Raw genomic sequence first — 20,364 nt, 5'->3', positions numbered from 1 at the left:
AAGATAATGGAAAGCCAATGAATCATCAGCCTGCAGATATCCAGCTTGAGCATGAGAATCCATTGATTTGGCCGATTTTATCTTTGCTGCAGCACCAACCTAAAGGCTGGATGATCCACACATTAAGCCAAACATTACGTGATAAAAAGATGCTCGATACCCTCGATGAAGATAGCAACAAAGATCTTTTTAAACGTAATTTCCTGTTAATGAATGCCCTCTATCAATTGCAAATTTTGCTATTTCCAAAACAATGGCTACAAGTTGAAGCTATGGATATTCAACTGCTTAATATTGTTTATCAAAGCCATCATTTGGAAAAAGCCGATCCTCTACGCGAATATTATTTAGATTGGCATAATTACCATGCAGATGAAGACGCGATTGAATCGTTATTGCGTTCTTTTTGGAAGCGATATCAACAACATATAAATAATGAAACAGAGAGTATTCACAGCCTATCTATTGATGATGATTTTGCCTTATTTGAGTTGCCAAACACGGCCTCATTACCAGAAGTACGTAAACAATGGCGTCGCTTAGCCTTAAAATGGCACCCTGATCGTGAAAATGGCAATAGTGAGAAGTTTAAGCAACTCTATAACGCAAATCAGCGCTTAATCAATCATTTGAAAAATACTAGCCAATCGTATTAGTGATTCTCGCTATATTTCGCACATAGCTATCACAAAATCCTGACACTATAATAACCAAGCTAACCTACATTGCTCCGCGAATTCTTATTTTGGCTGCGAGACAATGAAACAATACCTCTTAATCCCGCTTACTGGCATTTTGTGTCATACCGCTTTAGCTGCAACAGATACGACAACAACAGAAGAAGATAAATCACCGTTTGATGGTTCAGCAAAGCTAGGCTTTATCTATTCCAAAACAACTAAAACCTCTATGTCACTCAACTCCGCGACAGAGTTGCGCTATAAGAAAAATAATTGGTCAAATAAGTTAGCCCTAAGTTCGTACTATACCGACAGTACCGAAGAAGAAGATGGTGTAAATAAATACCAAATTAATCTTAATAATGAATTTGCCATGGGGCCGCATTCTTTTACGTATTTAAGCAATACCTATAACCATGATCAGTTTGGTACCTATCGTAGTGAATACATTGTTTCAACGGGTTTAGGTTACAAATTTTACGACACGAAAACCACTAAATTAGTGGTCGGTGGTGGTCCCGGTTACCGCTGGAGCAAGCGTCAAAGTACCGATCCTGATTACCCAAATCAAAGAGAAAAAAATCTTATTGCTAATGCATTCGTGCGCGGTAAAAAAGTATTCACCCCAACATTCTCTGCTGGGTTCGATGGTAACGTGGATTACGGTAGTTCAAATACGACGTATGACATTAAAGCGTATATTAAGAACCGTTTAATCGATAATGTGGCGCTAATGATTGATACGCAATATATCTACAATACTGAAGTGGCGAGTGATAAGAGTAATGATGAAATCTACAGTACTGTGAGCATTACTTACGATTTCTAATTAAAACTTAAACAAAGAATCAATAAAAAAGCCGAAGATAATCAATATCTTCGGCTTTAATTTTCAATTTAAAACACTACTTATATAAAGAAGGTTCCCCTTCCGGACGTGTTTTAAAGCGACGATGCAACCACATATATTGCGATGGTGCAGCTAAGATCGAACGCTCAACCGCTTTATTAACATAAGCCGCTGCGGCATCTGAATCTTTATGTGGAAACTCTTCCAATGGTGGGAAAATTTTCAAGGTATATTGCCCACTATCACTATTACGGATCATCGCAAAAGGCAATGGCACTGCACCTGTGCTATCTACTAGAAGGCTAGTACCTGTTGTTGTACAGGCTTTCTCTACAGCAAATAATGGCGCAAATGTTGAATTTCGACCGCGACCATAATCATGATCCGGTGCATACCAAAGCATTTCACCTTGCTTTAAATCACGGAACATACCCTTAAGATCTTTACGATCACGCATGTGCTTGTTTGAACGAATACGGCCTTTAAACTGGAAATAATCAAAACATGGGTTGTTATTCGGACGATATACACCCACTCCAGGTGTTTGCATACCAAATGCACGTGCACCTAATTCAAGGTTCATCGAGTGGACTGCAATTAACAGAATACCTTTCCCCTGCTCTTGCAACTTAGTGACATGCTCAATACCTTCAACGGTAACATGACGTTCAACACGAAGGTTAGGCCAAAACCATGCCATGCCAGTTTCAAACAAGGCTAGCCCTGTATTGTCTATATTCTGTTTAATTATTGCTTGGCGCTCTGGCTCTTCCATATTAGGAAAACACAACTCAAGATTTCGCTCTACGGTTTGACGACGACTTTTCATAAAATGCATCGCTAAACGACCAACACCTTGGCCTAAGCGAAACTGAATAAAATATGGCAGCCAGCTAATTAAATACATTACGCCCATTAGCAATAAAACAGGCCAGTATTTAGGGTGTAAAAATTCTTTTTTAAATGTTGGCGCTGTGAATTTTTTCATAGCAAAAATAATCCCGTTACATTTTAAGACTACTTAGGGTGTCGTTAATTCTAATAATATTGATAGGATTTCTAAGCAGTTAGTAACAGTATTTTATGTTGAGTATCGTATATGTTGCAAGTCTAACCGTGACAACGATCTATGCTATACAGCTTTTATTAAGCTTTACTTATCAGGTCAAAAGTCTCGAAAAAAGCAAGAAAAAGCCCGTGCAACGACGGGCTAAGTTAAACATAAATAAATTGTATGATTTACAGCTTTTGTTTTAACTGTTTTGATACAAACACGCTTGTCCTTCAGGGCGCGTTTTAAAGCGGCGATGTAGCCACATGTATTGGCTTGGTGCTGCCATAATAGATTCTTCAACAATTTTATTGATGAACACCGCTGCCGCATCAGGATCATTTTTAGGGAATCCTTCCACAGGCTTACGCAATGTTAAGGTGTAATGCCCTTTGTCATCTCGCACCATAGTAAAAGGAACAATAGCACAATCAGTATTGTCCACCAGCAAACTGGTGCCTGTTGTAGTACAAGCTTGCTCTACTGCAAATAAAGGTGCAAAGGTTGAACGGCGACGACCATAATCATGATCTGGTGCATACCATACACGCTCACCTGTACGCAGTGCATGCAGCATAGCTTTTACGTCTTTACGATCAATCAAAGTACGGTTAGAGCGAGAACGTCCTAAGTACTGAAAGTAATCAAAACAAGGGTTATTGTTAGGGCGATAAACGCCCATGCCTGACATTTTGATACCAAACGCACGTGCGCCTAACTCTAGATTCATAGAGTGAACGGCAACCATTAACGCCCCTTTGCCTTCTTTGGCTAGCGTTTCCATGTGCTCAAGACCCACAATGGTAACGTGACGATTTACACGTGCATCGGACCAAAACCATGCCATACCCGTTTCAAACAGAGCCATACCTGTATTGTCGATATTTTCTTTGATCAAAACTTGTTTGTCTTCCTCTGACATTGCAGGAAAACAAAGCTCTAGATTGCGCTCGATCGTACGGCGGCGTTTTTTCATTAATTTGATCGCTAAACGACCAATATTTTTACCTAACACGACTTGCCAAGAATATGGAAGACAGCTTAATAGATACATTAAGCCAATCAATAATAGTGTTCCCCAATAACGAGGATGCAGAAGAGATAATGTGAACGTCGGTTTATTTCGTTGAGTCATGTATAGCGCCTAAGTGCCTGCTATTATCTCTTGGTGATGACAATAGAATGCATAATAATTAACAGTAGACATGATAAGTGTTTTACCCGTTATTCCCTAACTAAATAATGTTAATTTTCTCCCTTTCTTAGTTTTTTTAGATATTAGTCTTAGATCTTGTAGATTAAGTTTTAATTCAATATTAAAAACGTGATTTTTATGACCCATTTTTAATTAATAAATTCTATAATTATTATTCAGTTAAATTACAATTAATTACATTCTTAAACGAAAATAGTATATTTTAAAAATACTCTGATTATTTCTAATAAAATCGTAATAAATAGGGAGCGATATGGACATCAGCAAAACCAAATCCAGCTTTTATCGACGTCTTTACATGGCATATTTAATCGACAATGGCATCGATAACGTACCAGCTATTATCAAACATTCTGGTATGCCCCGACGTACAGCACAGGACACGATTAAAAGTCTCAACGAGCTCGATATTATTTGTAAGTTCAAACAAACTAGAGGTGAGCGAAATCATTCAGGTCACTATCATATTGAGCGATGGGGAGCCATTGATAAACAATGGGTTAACAAAAATATAGATAAAATAAAAGAAGTACTGAATTATCCATAACTGGTTACACATTAACACTATAACATTGTGCTTTTTCCCGTATAATTTTTTCATTCACCTTAAATAGACAGGTAACGCATTGGAACTGCTTCAACTAGATGACTTTTTAGGTAAACCGCTTCGTTTAGAAGGTTCACTTGCTGGCTGGCAACAGTTGTTCTGGGACAACACGCTAGTCTCACAAAAAGATGCCTCAGCATCAGACAACAACGACTTTCACCACCAATTTGAGCTACAAAATGGTGAAAGCATTATCGAGTGTAAATTAACCTGTAATCTTTCATGGCAGCCGTTCTTAATTAGTTATCAAGCTCTGGTAAACAATCAAGTGATTGCCCAAGGTGAGCGCAACGAAAAAGACATTGAACGCCAAACACCCCACACCCCTATTGAGCCAGAAAAACGCTTTAGCTTAATTGGTTTAGTTTCCCTTGGCATGAAAGCCTTAAAAAGTGCCAAATTAATTAAAGTGGTATTAGCATCCGCCAGTCTTGCCGCTTATTCATGGCTATTCTCGTTTCAATTTGCGTTAGCCTTGATCGCTTGTTTAATGTTCCATGAATATGGTCACGTACGTGCAATGAAATACTTTGGTATGAAAACCAAAGGCATTTACTTAATTCCATTTCTAGGCGGTTTAGCGTTAAGTGATGAGAAAATAAATACGCGTTGGCAAGATGTGGTGATTTCTATCATGGGACCACTGTTTGGTTTGATCATGTCGCTGATTTGTATGGTGGCATATTGGATCACGGGCGAGATGTTCTTTGCCGGACTTGCAGTATTCAACGCCCTATTAAACCTGTTCAACTTACTGCCAATTCTGCCCCTTGATGGTGGTCATGTACTTAAAAGCATTAGCTTTTCTATGAACAGCAAGCTAGGTATTGTACTGTGTGCTTGCGCTGCTATTGGTGGTGTAGTATTAAGCTACTCGCTTGGCTTAACCTTATTTGGTTTCTTACTGATCATGGGCTGTATTGAGATCATCTTTGAATGGAAACAACGTCATCATAGCCACTTATTACCCCTTGATCGTTATGGTCAGATCTTCTCTTTCGTCTGGTACGTCGGCTTAGTGGCATCCTTAATGGGAATTATTTGGTACTTCGCTGGTACTGGCGACACGCTACTGAGCTTGCCGTTACAAATTCTAGGTACTTAAAAACTCGTTATCTAAAATATAAAAAACGCCACACAACAAAAAAGGGACGCTTATCGTCCCTTTTCTTTTAACTGATAACACAGTGAGCGTTATTTCTTCCCTTTTTCCATCATCGCTTTTAGATCAGCAAATGGATTAAAGGTTGCAGCTTGATGGTCATCTTCGCCAGCGCGGATCAAGCTGCTTTGACCATTTTCAGCTTCAGTGTATTTCTCATGCTCATGATCGTGACAGAACAAGCAAAGTAGTTCCCAGTTACTGCCATCTTCAGGGTTATTGGTATGGTCATGATCAACGTGATGAACAGTCAGTTCACGTAGATTTGAGTAAACAAACTCACGAGAACAACGACCACATACCCATGGGTAAATTTTCAATGCTTTTTCACGGTAACCCGCTTCTTTACGCGCATAAGCGGCACTAGTGCCGTAGTAATCAGATGACATATCTTGACCTATTTCCTAACATAACAACCGAATATTGAGTTATGTCTTAATACTAATTTTATCGTATTGAACCACCACAGAACTCCCCTTATCAAGCACTAATTTTAAGATTAATGACATCGTCAACGGATTTTCAACCATACCTTTTTAATACAGAGAGTTAGCTTGAAAACGCTAGCAACAGTCCCCATTTCACTCAGCAAGATGATCATGGATGTGTCAAATGGATAGCCTACACTGCTATTTAACTTAATATTTTGCTTGCAAATTAGGCTAAGAGACCATTTGTTCTCGTATTTAAGCAAAAAAACACGCCGTTACTGGCACCTTTTGAATACGTCTATGATAATATTCGACTAATTATTTAAAGCTGATTCACACTTATTATTTAAACGAATCGCCCTTTAACCGCTAAGAGTAAACAAATATGGCTTTTGATTTTTCTAAGATGCACGTTGATTTGTCGGCTGTGCCAACTACTATCGACATGGGTCACGCATGGTTAGGCGCTCTAGTTCTAATTCTATTGGTTATGTACCTAACGAAAAAAGGTAAACCAGTCGAAGTTGAAAAGATTATCGAAAAAGAAATCGAAGTAGAGAAAATCGTCGAAGTTGAAAAACCTGTCGAAAAGATCGTTGAGAAGATTGTCGAGAAACCAATTGAGAAAATTGTCGAAGTTGAAAAGGTTGTAGAGAAGATTGTTGAGGTTGAAGTTGAACCTAAGCTGAAAACATCTACACCTGAAGCTGCCCTTCAGTTGCTTTCTCTGTTACAACAAGAAGCACGTTTTATCGACTTCATGCAAGAAGATCTTAAAGGCTATGCTGATGCCGATATCGGTGCAGCAGCTCGTGTTATTCACGAAGGCGGTCAAAAGGTATTAAACGAATACTTCAGCTTTGCGCCAGTACGCACTGAAGAAGAAGAAACACGTATCACCCTACCACAAGACTTCAACGCATCTGAAGTACGCCTAACAGGTAATGTGGTTGGTGAAGCACCATTTAACGGTACTTTGATCCACCGTGGTTGGAAAGTAACAGAAGTTAAATTGCCTAAATTGGCAGAAGGCCACGATGCACATATCATCGCAGCCGCTGAGGTAGAATTATAATGCAAGACACACAACAACACCGTTACAGCGTTGGTATCGACTTAGGTACAACACACTGCGTGCTATCTTATGTTGATCTACAAGATGAGAACGCTGATGTGACGGTAATGCCAATTCCACAGCTAACCAACCCAGGTAGCGTGGAAGAGAAAAGCCAACTTCCTTCATTCATGTACCAAGCACATGAGTCAGAACTTGCTGAAGGTGATACTGCACTTCCTTGGAATGCAAAGCCAAACGCAATTGTTGGTGCAATGGCACGTTCACTAGGTAGTAAAACACCTATTCGTCTTATCTCTAGTGCAAAAAGCTGGCTATGTCACGGTGGTGTAAACCGTCGTGATGCATTCTTACCATTAAATAGCCCAGAAGAAGTGGTAAAAGTATCACCACTAGAAGCGACACAACAATATCTTGAGCACATGGCAGATGCTTGGAACTTCCAACATCCTGAAACGCCAATCTTCGATCAAGATGTGACAATCACAGTACCAGCATCATTCGATCCTGCAGCTCGTGATCTAACAGCTGAAGCGGCACGCAATGTTGGCTTTAAGCACCTAACTTTGCTTGAAGAACCACAAGCAGCGGTATACAGCTGGATCAAAAACAATGATGAAAGCTGGCGTGACCAAGTGTCTGTTGGCGACATCATCCTAGTTGTTGATATCGGTGGTGGTACAACGGATTTATCGTTAGTTGCGGTGACTGAAGAAGACGGTAACCTAACTCTAAACCGTGTGGCTGTTGGCGATCACATCCTATTGGGTGGTGACAACATGGACTTAGCTCTAGCTTATCGTTTAAAGATGAAGCTAGCGCAAGAAGGTAAACAGCTACAACCTTGGCAGGTACTAGCAATTACCCACGCATGTCGTGACGCTAAAGAAGCACTATTGAACGATGCAGAGCTGCAAGCAATGCCAATCGTAGTGCCAAGCCGTGGCTCTAAACTACTTGGTGGTACGCTTCAAACTGAACTGACCCAAGAAGAAGTACAACAAACCCTTGTTGAAGGTTTCTTCCCACAAACATCAGTTGAAGAACACCCAGTACAAACGGCTCGTGGTGCATTAACGCAAATGGGCTTACCTTACGCACAAGATGCAGCAGTATCTCGTCACGTAGCAAGCTTCCTAAGCCGCCAAAGCCAAGCAGTTGAAGAGCTGTTTGAGCAATTTGAACAAATGCACGAAGGCTTTATCCGCCCTACCGCTATTCTGTTTAACGGTGGTGTACTAAAGTCTAACCTGCTTTCTGATCGTCTACTTGGCATCATCAATAGCTGGTTAACAACAGGTGGTTCAGAGCCGATGAAATTACTTCAAGGTTTAGATCTTGATTTAGCCGTTGCAAGCGGTGCGTCTTACTATGGTTCTGTTCGCCAAGGTAAGGGTGTTCGTATCCGTGGTGGTATCGCAAGCAGCTACTACGTGGGTATCGAAAGTGCTATGCCAGCCATTCCAGGTATGGAGCCACCACTAGAAGCACTATGTGTTGCACCGTTCGGTATGGAAGAAGGCTCTCACGCTGACGTTCCTAGCCAAGAGTTCGGTTTGATCATCGGTCAGCCAGTGCAATTTAAGTTCTTTGGCTCAACAGTACGTCGTGAAGATATTGCGGGTACTCACCTTGATTGGTGGCAGCCAGAAGAGATGGAAGAGCTACCATCAATTCAAGTAACGCTTCCTGTTTCGGAAGGTCGCACGATTGGTGAAGTAGTTCCAGTTAAGCTAGCTTCACGTGTTACTGAATTAGGTACACTTTGCCTAGAAGCGATTTCGACTGATAACGGTCAGAAATGGCAAGTAGAATTCGACGTTCGCGAAAGCTAATATCGAACTAACGGCGCATCTTTTGATGCGCCGTTTATCTATCAATCACACCGTGGGTTTATCAGTTAAAACAACGCAAAATAATCTACCTTCCCGTAGGACTTTCACTTATTCCCACGTATTAATATTTCTTTACTTAGTGGAGTCGTCATGCCTTCATCCTCCCCTCGCTATTTAGTCGGTATCGACTTAGGGACAACACACACCGTCGTCGCTTACGCTGAAATTACAGACGATCTTGAAAATAGCCCTATGCACATTTTCAACATTGATCAATTAATTGCACCGGGCGAAGTAGCACGTAAACCGCTATTACCTTCTTTCCGTTATCACCCTGCACAAGGGGAAATGGATCCAACCCAATTAGTATTGCCTTGGAATACTGAGCCTGTTAAAGGTGAAATTGATACGGTGATCATTGGTGAATTAGCCCGTGAATTAGGCGCTAAAGTTGAAGGTCGCCAAGTCGTTAGTGCGAAAAGCTGGCTTTCTCATCCCCATGTTGATCGCAATGAAGCTATTTTGCCTTGGTCTTCAACTGCCTCGAAATCAGATGTAAAGAAAGTCTCCCCTGTTATCGCTAGTGCTAGTTATTTAAACCACGTACGTCAATCATGGGATTACCACCACAAAGATGCCAAGCTTGCCGATCAAGAAGTGGTGATCACAGTGCCAGCATCATTCGATGAAGCGGCTCGCGCACTCACATTACAAGCGGCAGAACTTGCAGGCTTGAAGAAAGTCTTGCTCCTCGAAGAGCCACAAGCGGTTTGTTACGACTGGTACGCACAGAACAAAGATAACGCTGATGAATTATTAAAAGACATTCCACTATTAATGGTGTGCGATGTCGGTGGCGGTACAACTGATTTGAGCTTAATTAAGGTTGGTAGTAAAGATAACAAACTAACACTAGATCGTATCGGTGTTGGTGATCACCTCATGCTAGGTGGTGATAACCTTGATTTATCGTTAGCGCATGTTGCTGAGCAACGTTTAAATGGCGAATCGAAAAAACTCAGCCAAGCAGCGTTATCAAAACTTATTCAGCAAACCCGCAAAGTGAAAGAAAGCTTGTTATCAGGCAACGCGCCAGATACTGCGAAAGTGACCATGTTAGGTAGTGGTTCTCGTTTAATTGGCGGTGCGAAAAGTATTGAATTAAACCGTGAAGAAGTACATAACATAGCTTTAGATGGCTTCTTCCCTATGACGGATTACAGCGAACAACCAAGCCAACGCCAAGCAGCGATGGTGGAATTTGGTCTACCATATGCTGCTGATCCTGCTATCAGTAAGCACATTGCCCAATTTATTGATCTTCACGATCATGTTTGTCGTGATGCGTTCAAGGAAAATGGCATTGAAATCAATGACGAAAAGCCTGCGATTCCTGTTGCTGTATTGCTAAATGGTGGTGTCTTTAACAGCCCACTATTAACTGAACGTACATTAAATCTACTGTCTTCATGGCGTGAAGATAACCACATCACTGAACTTAAAAACCTCCACCCAGATCTCGCTGTTGCCTTTGGTGCTGTTGCTTATGCCAAAGCACGTCATGGTGCACAACTGAAAATCGGTGGTGGTTCAGCTCGCTCTTTCTTCCTAGTGATTGGTCAAAACAAAGATGTAAAACAAGGCATTTGTTTACTACTAAAAGGCATTGAAGAAAGTACTGAGGTTAACTTAACTCATCGTAAATTTGCTTTAACCTTGGGTGAACCAGTACGTTTTAATCTTGTTTCTACCACTGATGAAAAATACTCAGAAGTCGGTGAACTAGTTGAAATTCTTGGTGATGGCTTTGTTACCCTACCGCCATTTATTGCCACCCTTGATAGTGAACGTGATCGCAGTGAATTAGCGGCAAACCAAAAAGATCGTGAAGAAGTGACACTGGCTTGTCAGCTAACAGAAGTTGGTACGCTTCAGATCGAAGCTGTCAGTATTGCTCATCCGAAAAAACGCTGGAAAGTAGAGTTTGCGATCCGAAAAGATCTCGCAAAAATAAACCGTGGTGATAACGACAGTACCCTTGCTGAAAGCGAACTTCCACCTCGTATGAATGATGCAATTGATGCCATTAAGAAAGTTTACGGTGGCAGCAAGAACAGCGACAACAGTAAGGCTGCGAAAACCTTACGCAACGATCTTGATAAAATGCTCGGTAAACGCGATAACTGGGAAACCCCATGTTTGCGTGAACTCGCAAATGCATTGCTAGAAAGTAAAAAGCGTCGTCGTCGTTCAGATCTCCACGAACGTAACTGGTTAAAACTCACAGGCTTTACTATGCGCCCTGGCTTTGGCTACCCTGCCGATGATTTTCGCATGAATGAAATATGGGCACTGTACCAGCAAGGTATTCAGTTTGAATCGAATACCCAAACATGGTGTGACTGGTGGACCTTCTGGCGTCGTGTTGCTGGCGGCTTAACCCAAGAGCAACAATTAGTTATCTATAAAGATATTGCTAAGTACATTACGCCAGGTGCAAGTCGAAACGCAAAGCTAAATAAAGAGCTTCAAGAGCGCAGCTATGAGGACATGGTACGTTTAGCTGCATCACTCGAGCACTTACCATTCGATAAAAAACTACAGTTAATTGAGTGGCTCTTTGGTCGTTTACAAAAAGCGCAATACGCACAAGCGCATTGGTGGGCAATTGGCCGTATTGCAACACGTACACCTTTCTACGGTTCTACCCACAACCTGTTATCAGCTGAACACGTTTCTTACTGTTTACCTGAGTTAATGGAATATGACTGGCGAAAAGAGCCTTACATTGCGTTTGCTGCTGTAATGATGACACGTAAAACTGGCGATCGTAATTTAGATATTAATGATGAATTACGTCAGGAAGTCATTGATAAATTAAAAGCAAGTCGAGCACCTGAAAGTTGGGTTGAGATGGTTGCTGAAATTAAAATATTAACTGAAGACGAAACTAAGCGTGTATTTGGTGATGCTTTACCTAACGGTTTAAGATTAATAGGTTAATTATCAATAAATAAAAAAGAGTGAGTGTAATACTCACTCTTTTATTTATGGAAATTAACATTCCACAAATAACATCATACAAAATAAAATAGTTATCTATATTTGAGTAGCTTAACAATTCCAAAGAAAACAGGAACCAATATCTATTTTTTATAGCTAAAGATTATTCTATTAATCTTCTGTTAAGGTTTCTATTGCTATTGTCTTGTTAACAGCATTAGTTTGCTTGTCTTTATAACAAGTAAATATGATTGAGAGAGTTATTTTATTCTCTCATCAATAAAACATTTAAATAATAGAGAGTAGAAGTTGTTATGAATAATTCTCAATACCAGATCATCGCACAACGTATTTTTAAATCAGAAAATCAACGAGTTGCAGTAGCTGCAGTTGTTTTTGATGGCCTATCAAGCTACGAAGCTGAAAAGCGTTTCGAGCTTCCAAAAGGCACATTATCTCGTAACGTGCGTAAATATAAGAACGAAGTAAAATACATTGAATCTGTATCAGCAGCATAACCTTATTGTTAGCACAGCTAATCCACTTCATGCATATTGTGCATAGATAAAAAAACAATATAGGCTTAGCTTGGGTGAACAGTATAAAAAAGGAGAGTATTAACTCTCCTTTTTTTATATTTCCAATTAATCAACCTTTACCTGAACGATATCTTACTATTAATACGAAAAATCCTACAGTTACAATAAATAGTCCGATTAAAGTAGGAACTCCAATATTAAGCAAAGTCAGCCACGGTGTTTTACTCAATAAGATATTAATTGACAGATTATTGACTTGACTTATCCAATCACCAATTACTGTTGAATTAAAAACAAAAGATCCCATTATTTTAATTAAAATAATAATTACAAAAATCGTAATTAATGGATGATCATTAAATTGTGAAATAAACAAAATAATACAAGCAACAGGCAATAGCGCTAGACTCATTGCAGCCATTGTTGAAATAAACTCACCATAATGCAGCACAATCGCCATGCCATTGACAGAATATTCCGTTAAAAGGCTTTGTGGCACAAACCACTCACCAACAATCCATACTGTAAGATCGGAAAACAACAGTAAAAATGATGAGATCACAGGAATGACAACTAAAGCAAACACCAGCTTCATGCCAATTGCTTTGTTATCTGTTACTGGCATTGAATGCCAAAAAGCAAGGCTGCCTTCTTTTCTCTCTTTCGCTAACGTTCTTGCCGTATAGGTAAAAAAGCTAATCAGTGTCACTAGCCCAGCGATAAGAAAGTTGATTAATCCAATAACACCAGCAAATGTCTCGCTCCCAGTTAACGTTGGCGTCCAACTTTCTAATCCTGAAGATTGAATATTGAACGAGAAATTTCCGGTATTACTGATAATCAAGCTTATATTGATAATAGCGAAAATCGCTAAAAACAGTGGTAAACGAGTAACAATTTTATGCTCTAGCAATTCTTTAGCAAGAAGCGTTCTTATCTGGCTCATAACGCCTCCTGTTGTTGCTTTGCAATAAAGATGTCAGCAAGGCTTGGCTTCGTTACTGTTCCTAACATACTCAATTCAGCTTCAGAGATATTTTCAAATAACAAACGATGTTGACCTAATCCTTGCTTACAACTGATTGGCTTCAAACGCATTGCTTGGTCGAGTTGTTGATTATCAACGGATAGCACATTATAACGCTGAGACAGATCATCCAAACGACCTTGTAATACTGCACGTCCCTGCTTAAGTACCAATACATCTGTCAGCATATGAGCAATTTCATCTACTTCATGACTGGCAATAATTAGCGAACGTTCGCCATCATGAAACCATTCCATTAAATAACTGTAAAATGTTTCACGATACATAAGATCGAGCCCCAATGTTGGCTCATCCAAAATTAAAACATTAACGTCAGTCGCCATGACTAAAGCAAGATGAAGCTGTACTTTCATGCCTTTAGAAAGCGCTGCAATTTTTGATTTCAGCTGAATATTAGTTTGTGCAAAATAGCGATCCATCTTATTTTGATCATAACGAGGATGAACACCTTGCACATATTTCATCACTTGTTTCACTGTCATCCATTCAGGTAAAACAGCCACATCTGAAATATAGCCAAGACGCTCAACAATTTTAGCTCTATCTTGTTGTGGTGATAAACCGAAAATACTTAACTCACCTTTATATGAGTGCATCCCTAACATGGACTTGATCAGCGTTGACTTACCTGCTCCATTATGTCCCAGTAAACCCATAACTTGGCCTGATTTGAGCTCAAATGAGACATCAGTTAATGCTGTATTCTCTTGATATGATTTACTGATATGTTGAGCAGAGATGAATGTGATCTCTACATTATTATTTTTCACGAACGCTTCCTTTAGCAATATCGGCTTCTCTATTATTTTGTTTACTCATCAAAGAGTAACGACAAAAACTATATACCCAAGTTACTTCAAGTTACAGGATTCAGAACATTGTCACAACAGCGAGTTCAAGGAAAGCAACTAAGCGTAATAGTTGTCTATTTCCAAGTTGCGTGACACAGAAATCGGCACTGTGACATGTTCCCAAAGGGTGAGTTATCTTGGCTTGTATGCGTTGTCGATAATTTTTGATTTAGAACCACTAAATCTTTAAATCATCTCCTAGCCAACAAACCAAGGTATTCTCGATGAATCTAGTAACTTAAAGTGGCTTGGGTATACACTATCCGCAATAAAAACAGTTTTTAAGGTATTTATTACTTTTAATATTTATAGAATAGAATTGTCGAAATAAAAAAGAGCAATAAAATGCCCTGTCATTTCTATTTTTCAATCAAACGATTAGCTGTTATAGGAGAGAAATAGTGCTTGATTGATACAAGCTCTGGATAAGCAAATAGATATGACAACAAATACAATGCGTTATCTATTCAAAATGGAACATGATTATTCAGATAGTTAATCAAGTTAATCGAATTTAACGTCACTGACACACAACTATATTTCCACAGTAATATTTAAACTCAGAACTAGCGTATACAGAGCTTAATTAGATATGACTCTGTATACGTCAGTATTATGAAGTAATAATAGCAACCTATTATGAATGCAAAATAAAATTTAATATTAAGCCATAGAATACAAACCATGTTGAATATTCTCTGGGATTAATCATCAATATGTTTTAACCAATAAATTGCTTTATATAATCTATTCTACATCGTCTTCGTCTAATAGATCGTATGGAGATACGCCATCTTTTTCCATCATAGCTAGGATTTCGATCATGCGAGTGTGGCGAGATTCTTGTTTGAATTCATGCAGAACAGCAATAAGGTTATTTATTTTTTGAAGCGGGATTCTTTTAATTACAGCTTTTTGACGACCTGGGACTTCATCAGCAAAATCAATTAATATTTGTCTGTAGTCAACACGTGCTTCTTTAACAACACCCGTCTCTTCCACACTTTTTAACATTGCACTCAGCGCTTTTTCTGCTGCTGCGAAACTATCCATTAATTACCTCGAGGACACAAAACTAGTTACGGTATGGGACCGTATCATCTATTCGTAACATCACTAATGAACATAGTTGCTTCCATTAGTTTCTACATTTTTAGTCTTAATGAAATTAACGCCCCCAAAGGATGCTGGGGTCGATAACTGCAAAAAACAATTAGTTAATCACCAAGAAAGTCTGATTCTATAATTATAATTGAATTTTACAACTTCGTATAACAGGGAGTATTACTTTGTAGATAGTACTCTCTGTTGTCAGTATTGTGAATACATAATTATGTAAATTTTTCTTTAATAAACACAGTTAACGTACATTTCAGGAAGAGTTTACAAAAAAAATACTCTTAATAATGCCTCATGAGTCATATTTATAACCCTAATCACAGTTTCAATTAATCACTATCATAATGTTTCAATTATGGTTTACTCACCTATTATCAGCGACTTAATCAGGCACTTTTCACCGCTACTAACTAAAGCGGCTATTAAATTTTATTTAGGAATAGACTATAGTTAGCGCCATATCATCCTTGTTATAGGTATAACTGTGCGTAATTATCAACAAACACTAGCGGCACTGTGCTTAGGTACACTTTTCTCTTTATCTAGTTTTAGCTCTTATGCTTCTATTGCTACCTCTGGTGGTTTTACTGCATCACAGAGTTGCGAAGCCTTCCAATCTTTTCGCAAACAAACCAATCCAGACGACACTAAACTGGTCGTTGGCAAACAATATCAAGTAAAAGCGCTTAACGAGCGTGATTACCGTTGGGTACATATTCTTGTGCCAGGTGCTCAGCCAGCGATGCGTTGGGTAAATAAAGACTGTGGTACGGTTAACCTTAACCAAACGATTTCTGAACCAACAAAAAAGCAAGATAATCGTTACAGTAACTCTCGTAAAAGTTGTAGCACTGTCGGTGACTTCGATTCCTATGTATTAGCACTTACCTGGCAGCCGGGTTTTTGTGAGCATTTTAGTTACAAAGGAACTAAGCCTGAATGTAACGCTATTAATGATGGTAAGTTAAAAATCACCAACCTAACGCTGCACGGCTTATAGCTAAACAAAGCGAGTTGCGGCACTTCTTATGGTTACTGTGATCGTTACGCGCGTTTGGATTTATCACGTAGTACGATTAAAGAAATTGCACCTTGGATGCCTAATTTTTACTACCAAACAAAATTTGGTGAATATGAGTGGAAAAAACACGGTACTTGTCAGACACGTAATGCTGATGATTATTTCCTAACTGCGACAAAATTAGTTGAAAAGGTTGATGCCTCACCGATCGGTCAATTTATTAAAGACAATATTGGTCGCAACGTTTCAGTTTCTAGCTTTAAAAAGCAATTAACCTCGAAATTTGGTAGTGATGCGGTTGATCGTATTAGTTTAGCCTGTACTCAAGGTAAGTATTTAAATGAAGTACGCCTTAACCTAGGCAAAGACATCGATCTAAGTAAACCAATTGTAGATCTATTAAAAGCAGGTCCAAAAGGTCGTCCTTTCTATGGTAACTGCCATAAGAAAATATATATCGAAGATTCCGGTAAATAATACGCGTAGATATATGTAACCGTAATTAAAAGGGATAAGTCATACTTATCCCTTTTTTATATCAGTATATATTAAAAAAACGCCATTCATAAAAGTGTGTGTTTTATTCACGCATACTTTAAAAGAATACGTTTTCTCCGTTTACAATTAGAATCCTCTCTCCTTTTAAAAGAATAATAACCCATCATATATGTTAAATTTACGTTAAGATTCTTATATTATGATAATGCACAGTGTTTATTTGATACTTAACACTCATGACAAAACAAAAAACATAAACCATTGAATAAAAACAATAAAATATAAAACCCACACTCAAAATGTAACGTGTTACATGGAATTGATTCTTTTTTTGTGATATAAGTCCGCTTGGAATTTTAGTGATTCGTGCTACCTTGCATCGCCTTTAGAGCAATTAAGTCGGTTAGATGTTAGATGGTTGTGATATGTTCATTAAAGAATATTCATTCAAATATTAATTATAAAAAATATCATCATACAAACCGATAGCTTGGGATTTTCACTAAGAATGAATACCCCTATTCACTTGATTATTGATGATTAAGTTTTATTGACAGGAAAAATTATGAATTCTACGAATGAAAATTTGCTCACAACTATCAATGATAGTTTGTTAGCAGTCATAGGTTCAATTAATGGCGTACTATGGGGACACGTTCTGGTTTACTTACTCGTCGGTGTAGGTATTTATTTCTCACTACGTTTAGGTTTTATCCAAATTCGTCAATTCCGTCATGCTATTGATGTATTAAAAAGTGGTCGTGATTTAGAAAACGGCATCAGCTCATATCAAGTATTCTGTACTTCAATGGCTGCACGTGTGGGTACAGGTAACATGGCGGGTATCGCTGTTGCATTAAGTGTTGGTGGCCCTGGTGCAATCTTCTGGATGTGGGTTATTGCATTATTCGGTATGGCAACAGCCTTCATTGAATCAACCCTTGCGCAAGTTTACAAAGTAAAAGATGTTGATGGTCAATACCGCGGCGGCCCTGCATATTACATGGAAAAAGGCTTAGGCAAGCGCTGGATGGGTACCCTATTCTCAGTTTGTTTAATCATTGCTTTCGGTTTCGTTTTCAATGCTGTCCAAGCAAATACAATTACGGATGCACTACACCACTCTTTCGGATTTAATGAAACAACGCAAGGTATCGTTATCGTTATCTGCTCTGCGTTTTTCATTATGGGTGGACTAAAACGCGTTGCTTCAGCTTCTGCGAAAATTGTTCCAATCATGGCTGTTGGCTACTTAGCAATTGCTATCGTGATTGTACTTATGAACATTACTGAGTTACCTGCCGTGCTTTCTCTGATTGTGAAAAGCGCGTTTGGTTGGCAAGAAGCAGCAGCAGGTGGTGTAGCATTTACCATTTCTCAAGCAATGCAAACTGGTATTGCTCGTGGTTTGTTCTCAAACGAAGCGGGTATGGGCTCTGCTGCTAACATCGCAGCAAGTGCGACACCAAATCCTAACCACCCTGCATCACAAGGTTTTGTACAAATGCTAGGTGTATTTGTTGACACTATCGTTATCTGTACAGCATCTGCTGCAATGATCATGCTTTCTGGTGTGATGGATATGCCAGATGCAGGTAAAGGTATTAGCTTGCTACAAACCGCTCTATCACACGAGCTAGGTGGATGGACAACATACTTCATTGCAGCAGCTATCTTGTTATTCTGTTTCTCATCAATCATTGCAAACTACTCGTATGCAGAGACAAACATCATGTTCCTGAATGGTAACACCAAGAAAGGTCTTATGATTTTCCGTCTATGTGTACTAGCAATGGTAATGTTTGGTTCAGTTGCTTCTCTACCAGTTGTATGGAACCTTGCTGATGCGTCAATGGGACTAATGGCTTTCGTTAATATCGTTGCGTTAATTTTCTTATCTAAGTTGGCAATTCGTGTAATCAAAGATTATGAGCACCAACTTAAGCAAGGTAAGACGCCAGAATTTGATCGCTCCAAGTTCCCTGAGCTTGAAGATATTGAAGGTGCATGGCACCCGGAAACCATTGCTAAGGCGCGCCGTAAGAACGGTAATAGTTTCGCTAACTAACCTTAGTTAATGCTAAAAAGCCAGTATGGGTTTCCCCTACTGGCTTTTTTTATATCAAAAATCATTGTTTTAATTGGGTAACGATGACGGATGTGATGTCATTCGCCAGCGGCGACATATTCGAAGGAAACACTGCAATTACCTCTCCTTTCTTATTCACCAGATACTTTTGGAAATTCCAGCCAACAGGTTTACCTGATTGAATTGCTAATGTTTTGTAGATGGGATTAGCATCACTGCCCAATACTTTCGATTTTTCCATCATCGGAAAAGTAACACCGTAGTTGCTATAACACACTTTGGCTATTTGCTTTTCTGTCCCTCTATCTTGCATAAAGTCATTTGAAGGAAACCCTACGACCATCAAGCCTTGATCTTTATATTCTTGGTACAGCGTTTCAAGCTGCTTAAATTGCGGCGTGAATCCACATTGGCTTGCGGTATTCACAAACAGTACTACTTTGTTATTGAGTTGCTGACAAAAATCATAGCTTTCAGTACTGTCGAGCTTCTTCATAGAGTATTGATAAATACTGGGGCAAGTGTTTGCTTTAGCTACTAATGGGATAGCTAATACTAAAAACATAAAATGGAAAAAAATTAAGTGGCGAAAATAGGGTGCAAGCGAAAAAGAGGCTGACATAACATTTCCCGTATCTTTAGAAGTGTATTTATAAATAGATTACTGCCAATACGAAAAAGGGCTAAAGAAAGTTCATTTCTTTAGCCGCTATTGGTGGGAGTTAAACATTACATATAACCGTTTTGAAATTTCCAGGCATCACTCATCTTCTCAATAACACAGACAGGAAGAGGACGATGCGCTTTAGCGGGTTGTGTTGCTATATTTCGATAGCCACACCTTTTTAATCGTAAATCAAAGGCACGATCGATTTGCATACCAGCACGGGCAAGATCCCAACGGAAAACCCTTAGTGCCAAATATTCATGTTGTTCTAATTCACCTCCATAAGGGTATTTCAGTACTTTATCGTATGCAGTTTTCGCTAAATCGAAGTTCACTTTAATCATAAGTTCCTCCTTAGCATCAGCCAGTTAACGTAAAATTATCGGCTATAACCAAGCTAAAACGTTACAGTGTCGCAAGCAAGCTTTTTCGCAATACAAACGACAATAAAGTGCAACTTCAAATCAATAATGTGAACTAAATCTATTATATTTGGCTTTTCAACCATAAAAATGATTAAGAAAACCGCAAATGACAGCGTAATTAACTACGGCTATTTGTTTTCTTTAAGAAAGGCTTTAATCCACCATTAAGCTGAATTACTATGCCTCATCGAATAACG

Annotated in this window: 19 protein-coding genes; 11 read left to right on the top strand and 8 right to left on the bottom strand. The window is 39.0% G+C overall.

The features are described 5' to 3' along the window. The first annotated feature begins 17 nt into the window (after positions 1–17). Together Q7674_RS13995 and Q7674_RS13990 are read left to right on the top strand one after the other, a co-directional pair. A complete protein-coding gene (locus Q7674_RS13995; protein WP_045065219.1) occupies positions 18–656 on the top strand; it encodes a DNA-J related domain-containing protein in 639 nt (212 codons plus the stop codon). Positions 657–759: 103 nt separating this feature from the next. Next, positions 760–1,509 (top strand): DUF481 domain-containing protein, encoded by a 750-nt coding sequence (locus Q7674_RS13990; RefSeq protein ID WP_045065217.1) that lies wholly within the window; start codon positions 760–762, stop codon positions 1,507–1,509. Between the two features lie 76 nt (positions 1,510–1,585). On the opposite strand, the gene lpxL is transcribed toward Q7674_RS13990, so the two are convergent. Together lpxL and Q7674_RS13980 are read right to left on the bottom strand one after the other, a co-directional pair. Then, entirely contained in the window at positions 1,586–2,518 is a 933-nt protein-coding gene (lpxL, locus tag Q7674_RS13985) for an LpxL/LpxP family Kdo(2)-lipid IV(A) lauroyl/palmitoleoyl acyltransferase (protein ID WP_045065215.1), read from the bottom strand. A gap of 265 nt (positions 2,519–2,783) precedes the next feature. Beyond that, entirely contained in the window at positions 2,784–3,716 is a 933-nt protein-coding gene (locus Q7674_RS13980) for an LpxL/LpxP family Kdo(2)-lipid IV(A) lauroyl/palmitoleoyl acyltransferase (RefSeq protein ID WP_045065213.1), read from the bottom strand. A 334-nt stretch (positions 3,717–4,050) separates the two neighbouring features. Here Q7674_RS13980 and Q7674_RS13975 point away from each other — a divergent pair, with 334 nt between their 5' ends. Both Q7674_RS13975 and Q7674_RS13970 read left to right on the top strand, forming a co-directional pair. Beyond that, positions 4,051–4,344: a winged helix-turn-helix domain-containing protein gene (locus Q7674_RS13975; protein WP_045065211.1), complete on the top strand. Its 294-nt coding sequence runs from the start codon at positions 4,051–4,053 to the stop codon at positions 4,342–4,344. Positions 4,345–4,423: 79 nt separating this feature from the next. Next, on the top strand, positions 4,424–5,509 hold the full coding sequence (locus tag Q7674_RS13970) for a site-2 protease family protein (RefSeq protein ID WP_305424048.1): 1,086 nt from the start codon (positions 4,424–4,426) through the stop codon (positions 5,507–5,509). Positions 5,510–5,598: 89 nt separating this feature from the next. Here Q7674_RS13970 and Q7674_RS13965 read toward each other — a convergent pair whose 3' ends face one another. Then, positions 5,599–5,955 carry a YajD family HNH nuclease gene (locus Q7674_RS13965; protein WP_045065206.1) on the bottom strand — a complete coding sequence of 119 codons (357 nt, stop codon included), beginning with the start codon at positions 5,953–5,955 and terminating at the stop codon, positions 5,599–5,601. A gap of 448 nt (positions 5,956–6,403) precedes the next feature. On the opposite strand from Q7674_RS13965, the gene Q7674_RS13960 reads away from it, so the two are divergent. The 4 genes from Q7674_RS13960 to Q7674_RS13945 all read left to right on the top strand — a co-directional run bounded on the left by Q7674_RS13960 (position 6,404) and on the right by Q7674_RS13945 (position 12,428). Further along, positions 6,404–7,072, top strand: a complete 669-nt coding sequence (locus Q7674_RS13960) for a DUF2760 domain-containing protein (protein WP_045065246.1) — start codon at positions 6,404–6,406, stop codon at positions 7,070–7,072. Beyond that, positions 7,072–8,907, top strand: a complete 1,836-nt coding sequence (locus Q7674_RS13955) for an Hsp70 family protein (protein ID WP_305424046.1) — start codon at positions 7,072–7,074, stop codon at positions 8,905–8,907. The genes Q7674_RS13960 and Q7674_RS13955 overlap by 1 nt, the downstream gene beginning before the upstream one ends. A gap of 150 nt (positions 8,908–9,057) precedes the next feature. Next, positions 9,058–11,910, top strand: coding sequence for an Hsp70 family protein (locus tag Q7674_RS13950; RefSeq protein ID WP_045065202.1), 2,853 nt, complete (start codon positions 9,058–9,060; stop codon positions 11,908–11,910). A gap of 314 nt (positions 11,911–12,224) precedes the next feature. Then, on the top strand, positions 12,225–12,428 hold the full coding sequence (locus Q7674_RS13945; protein WP_008986909.1) for a hypothetical protein: 204 nt from the start codon (positions 12,225–12,227) through the stop codon (positions 12,426–12,428). Between the two features lie 130 nt (positions 12,429–12,558). Here Q7674_RS13945 and Q7674_RS13940 read toward each other — a convergent pair whose 3' ends face one another. The 3 genes from Q7674_RS13940 to Q7674_RS13930 form a co-directional block, all read right to left on the bottom strand. Next, a complete protein-coding gene (locus Q7674_RS13940) occupies positions 12,559–13,395 on the bottom strand; it encodes an ABC transporter (RefSeq protein ID WP_045065200.1) in 837 nt (278 codons plus the stop codon). Continuing rightward, entirely contained in the window at positions 13,392–14,267 is an 876-nt protein-coding gene (locus Q7674_RS13935) for an ABC transporter ATP-binding protein (protein WP_045065199.1), read from the bottom strand. The genes Q7674_RS13940 and Q7674_RS13935 overlap by 4 nt, the downstream gene beginning before the upstream one ends. Positions 14,268–15,095: 828 nt before the next feature. Continuing rightward, positions 15,096–15,401 carry a hypothetical protein gene (locus Q7674_RS13930; RefSeq protein WP_008986906.1) on the bottom strand — a complete coding sequence of 102 codons (306 nt, stop codon included), beginning with the start codon at positions 15,399–15,401 and terminating at the stop codon, positions 15,096–15,098. Positions 15,402–15,951: 550 nt separating this feature from the next. On the opposite strand from Q7674_RS13930, the gene Q7674_RS13925 reads away from it, so the two are divergent. From Q7674_RS13925 to Q7674_RS13915, 3 genes are all read left to right on the top strand, one after another. Then, positions 15,952–16,467, top strand: coding sequence for a ribonuclease T2 family protein (locus Q7674_RS13925; RefSeq protein ID WP_305424045.1), 516 nt, complete (start codon positions 15,952–15,954; stop codon positions 16,465–16,467). A gap of 54 nt (positions 16,468–16,521) precedes the next feature. Continuing rightward, a complete protein-coding gene (locus Q7674_RS13920) occupies positions 16,522–16,965 on the top strand; it encodes a ribonuclease T2 family protein (protein ID WP_305424043.1) in 444 nt (147 codons plus the stop codon). A gap of 586 nt (positions 16,966–17,551) precedes the next feature. Then, positions 17,552–19,054, top strand: a complete 1,503-nt coding sequence (locus Q7674_RS13915) for an alanine/glycine:cation symporter family protein (protein ID WP_023932517.1) — start codon at positions 17,552–17,554, stop codon at positions 19,052–19,054. Positions 19,055–19,115: 61 nt separating this feature from the next. Here Q7674_RS13915 and Q7674_RS13910 read toward each other — a convergent pair whose 3' ends face one another. After that, a complete protein-coding gene (locus Q7674_RS13910; protein ID WP_045065244.1) occupies positions 19,116–19,640 on the bottom strand; it encodes a glutathione peroxidase in 525 nt (174 codons plus the stop codon). 164 nt (positions 19,641–19,804) lie between these two features. Further along, positions 19,805–20,086 (bottom strand): hypothetical protein, encoded by a 282-nt coding sequence (locus tag Q7674_RS13905; RefSeq protein ID WP_045065195.1) that lies wholly within the window; start codon positions 20,084–20,086, stop codon positions 19,805–19,807. Between the last annotated feature and the right edge of the window lie 278 nt (positions 20,087–20,364).

Source organism: Photobacterium leiognathi, assembly GCF_030685535.1.
GTDB lineage: Bacteria > Pseudomonadota > Gammaproteobacteria > Enterobacterales > Vibrionaceae > Photobacterium > Photobacterium leiognathi.
This window is presented reverse-complemented; position numbering and strand designations above follow the sequence as displayed.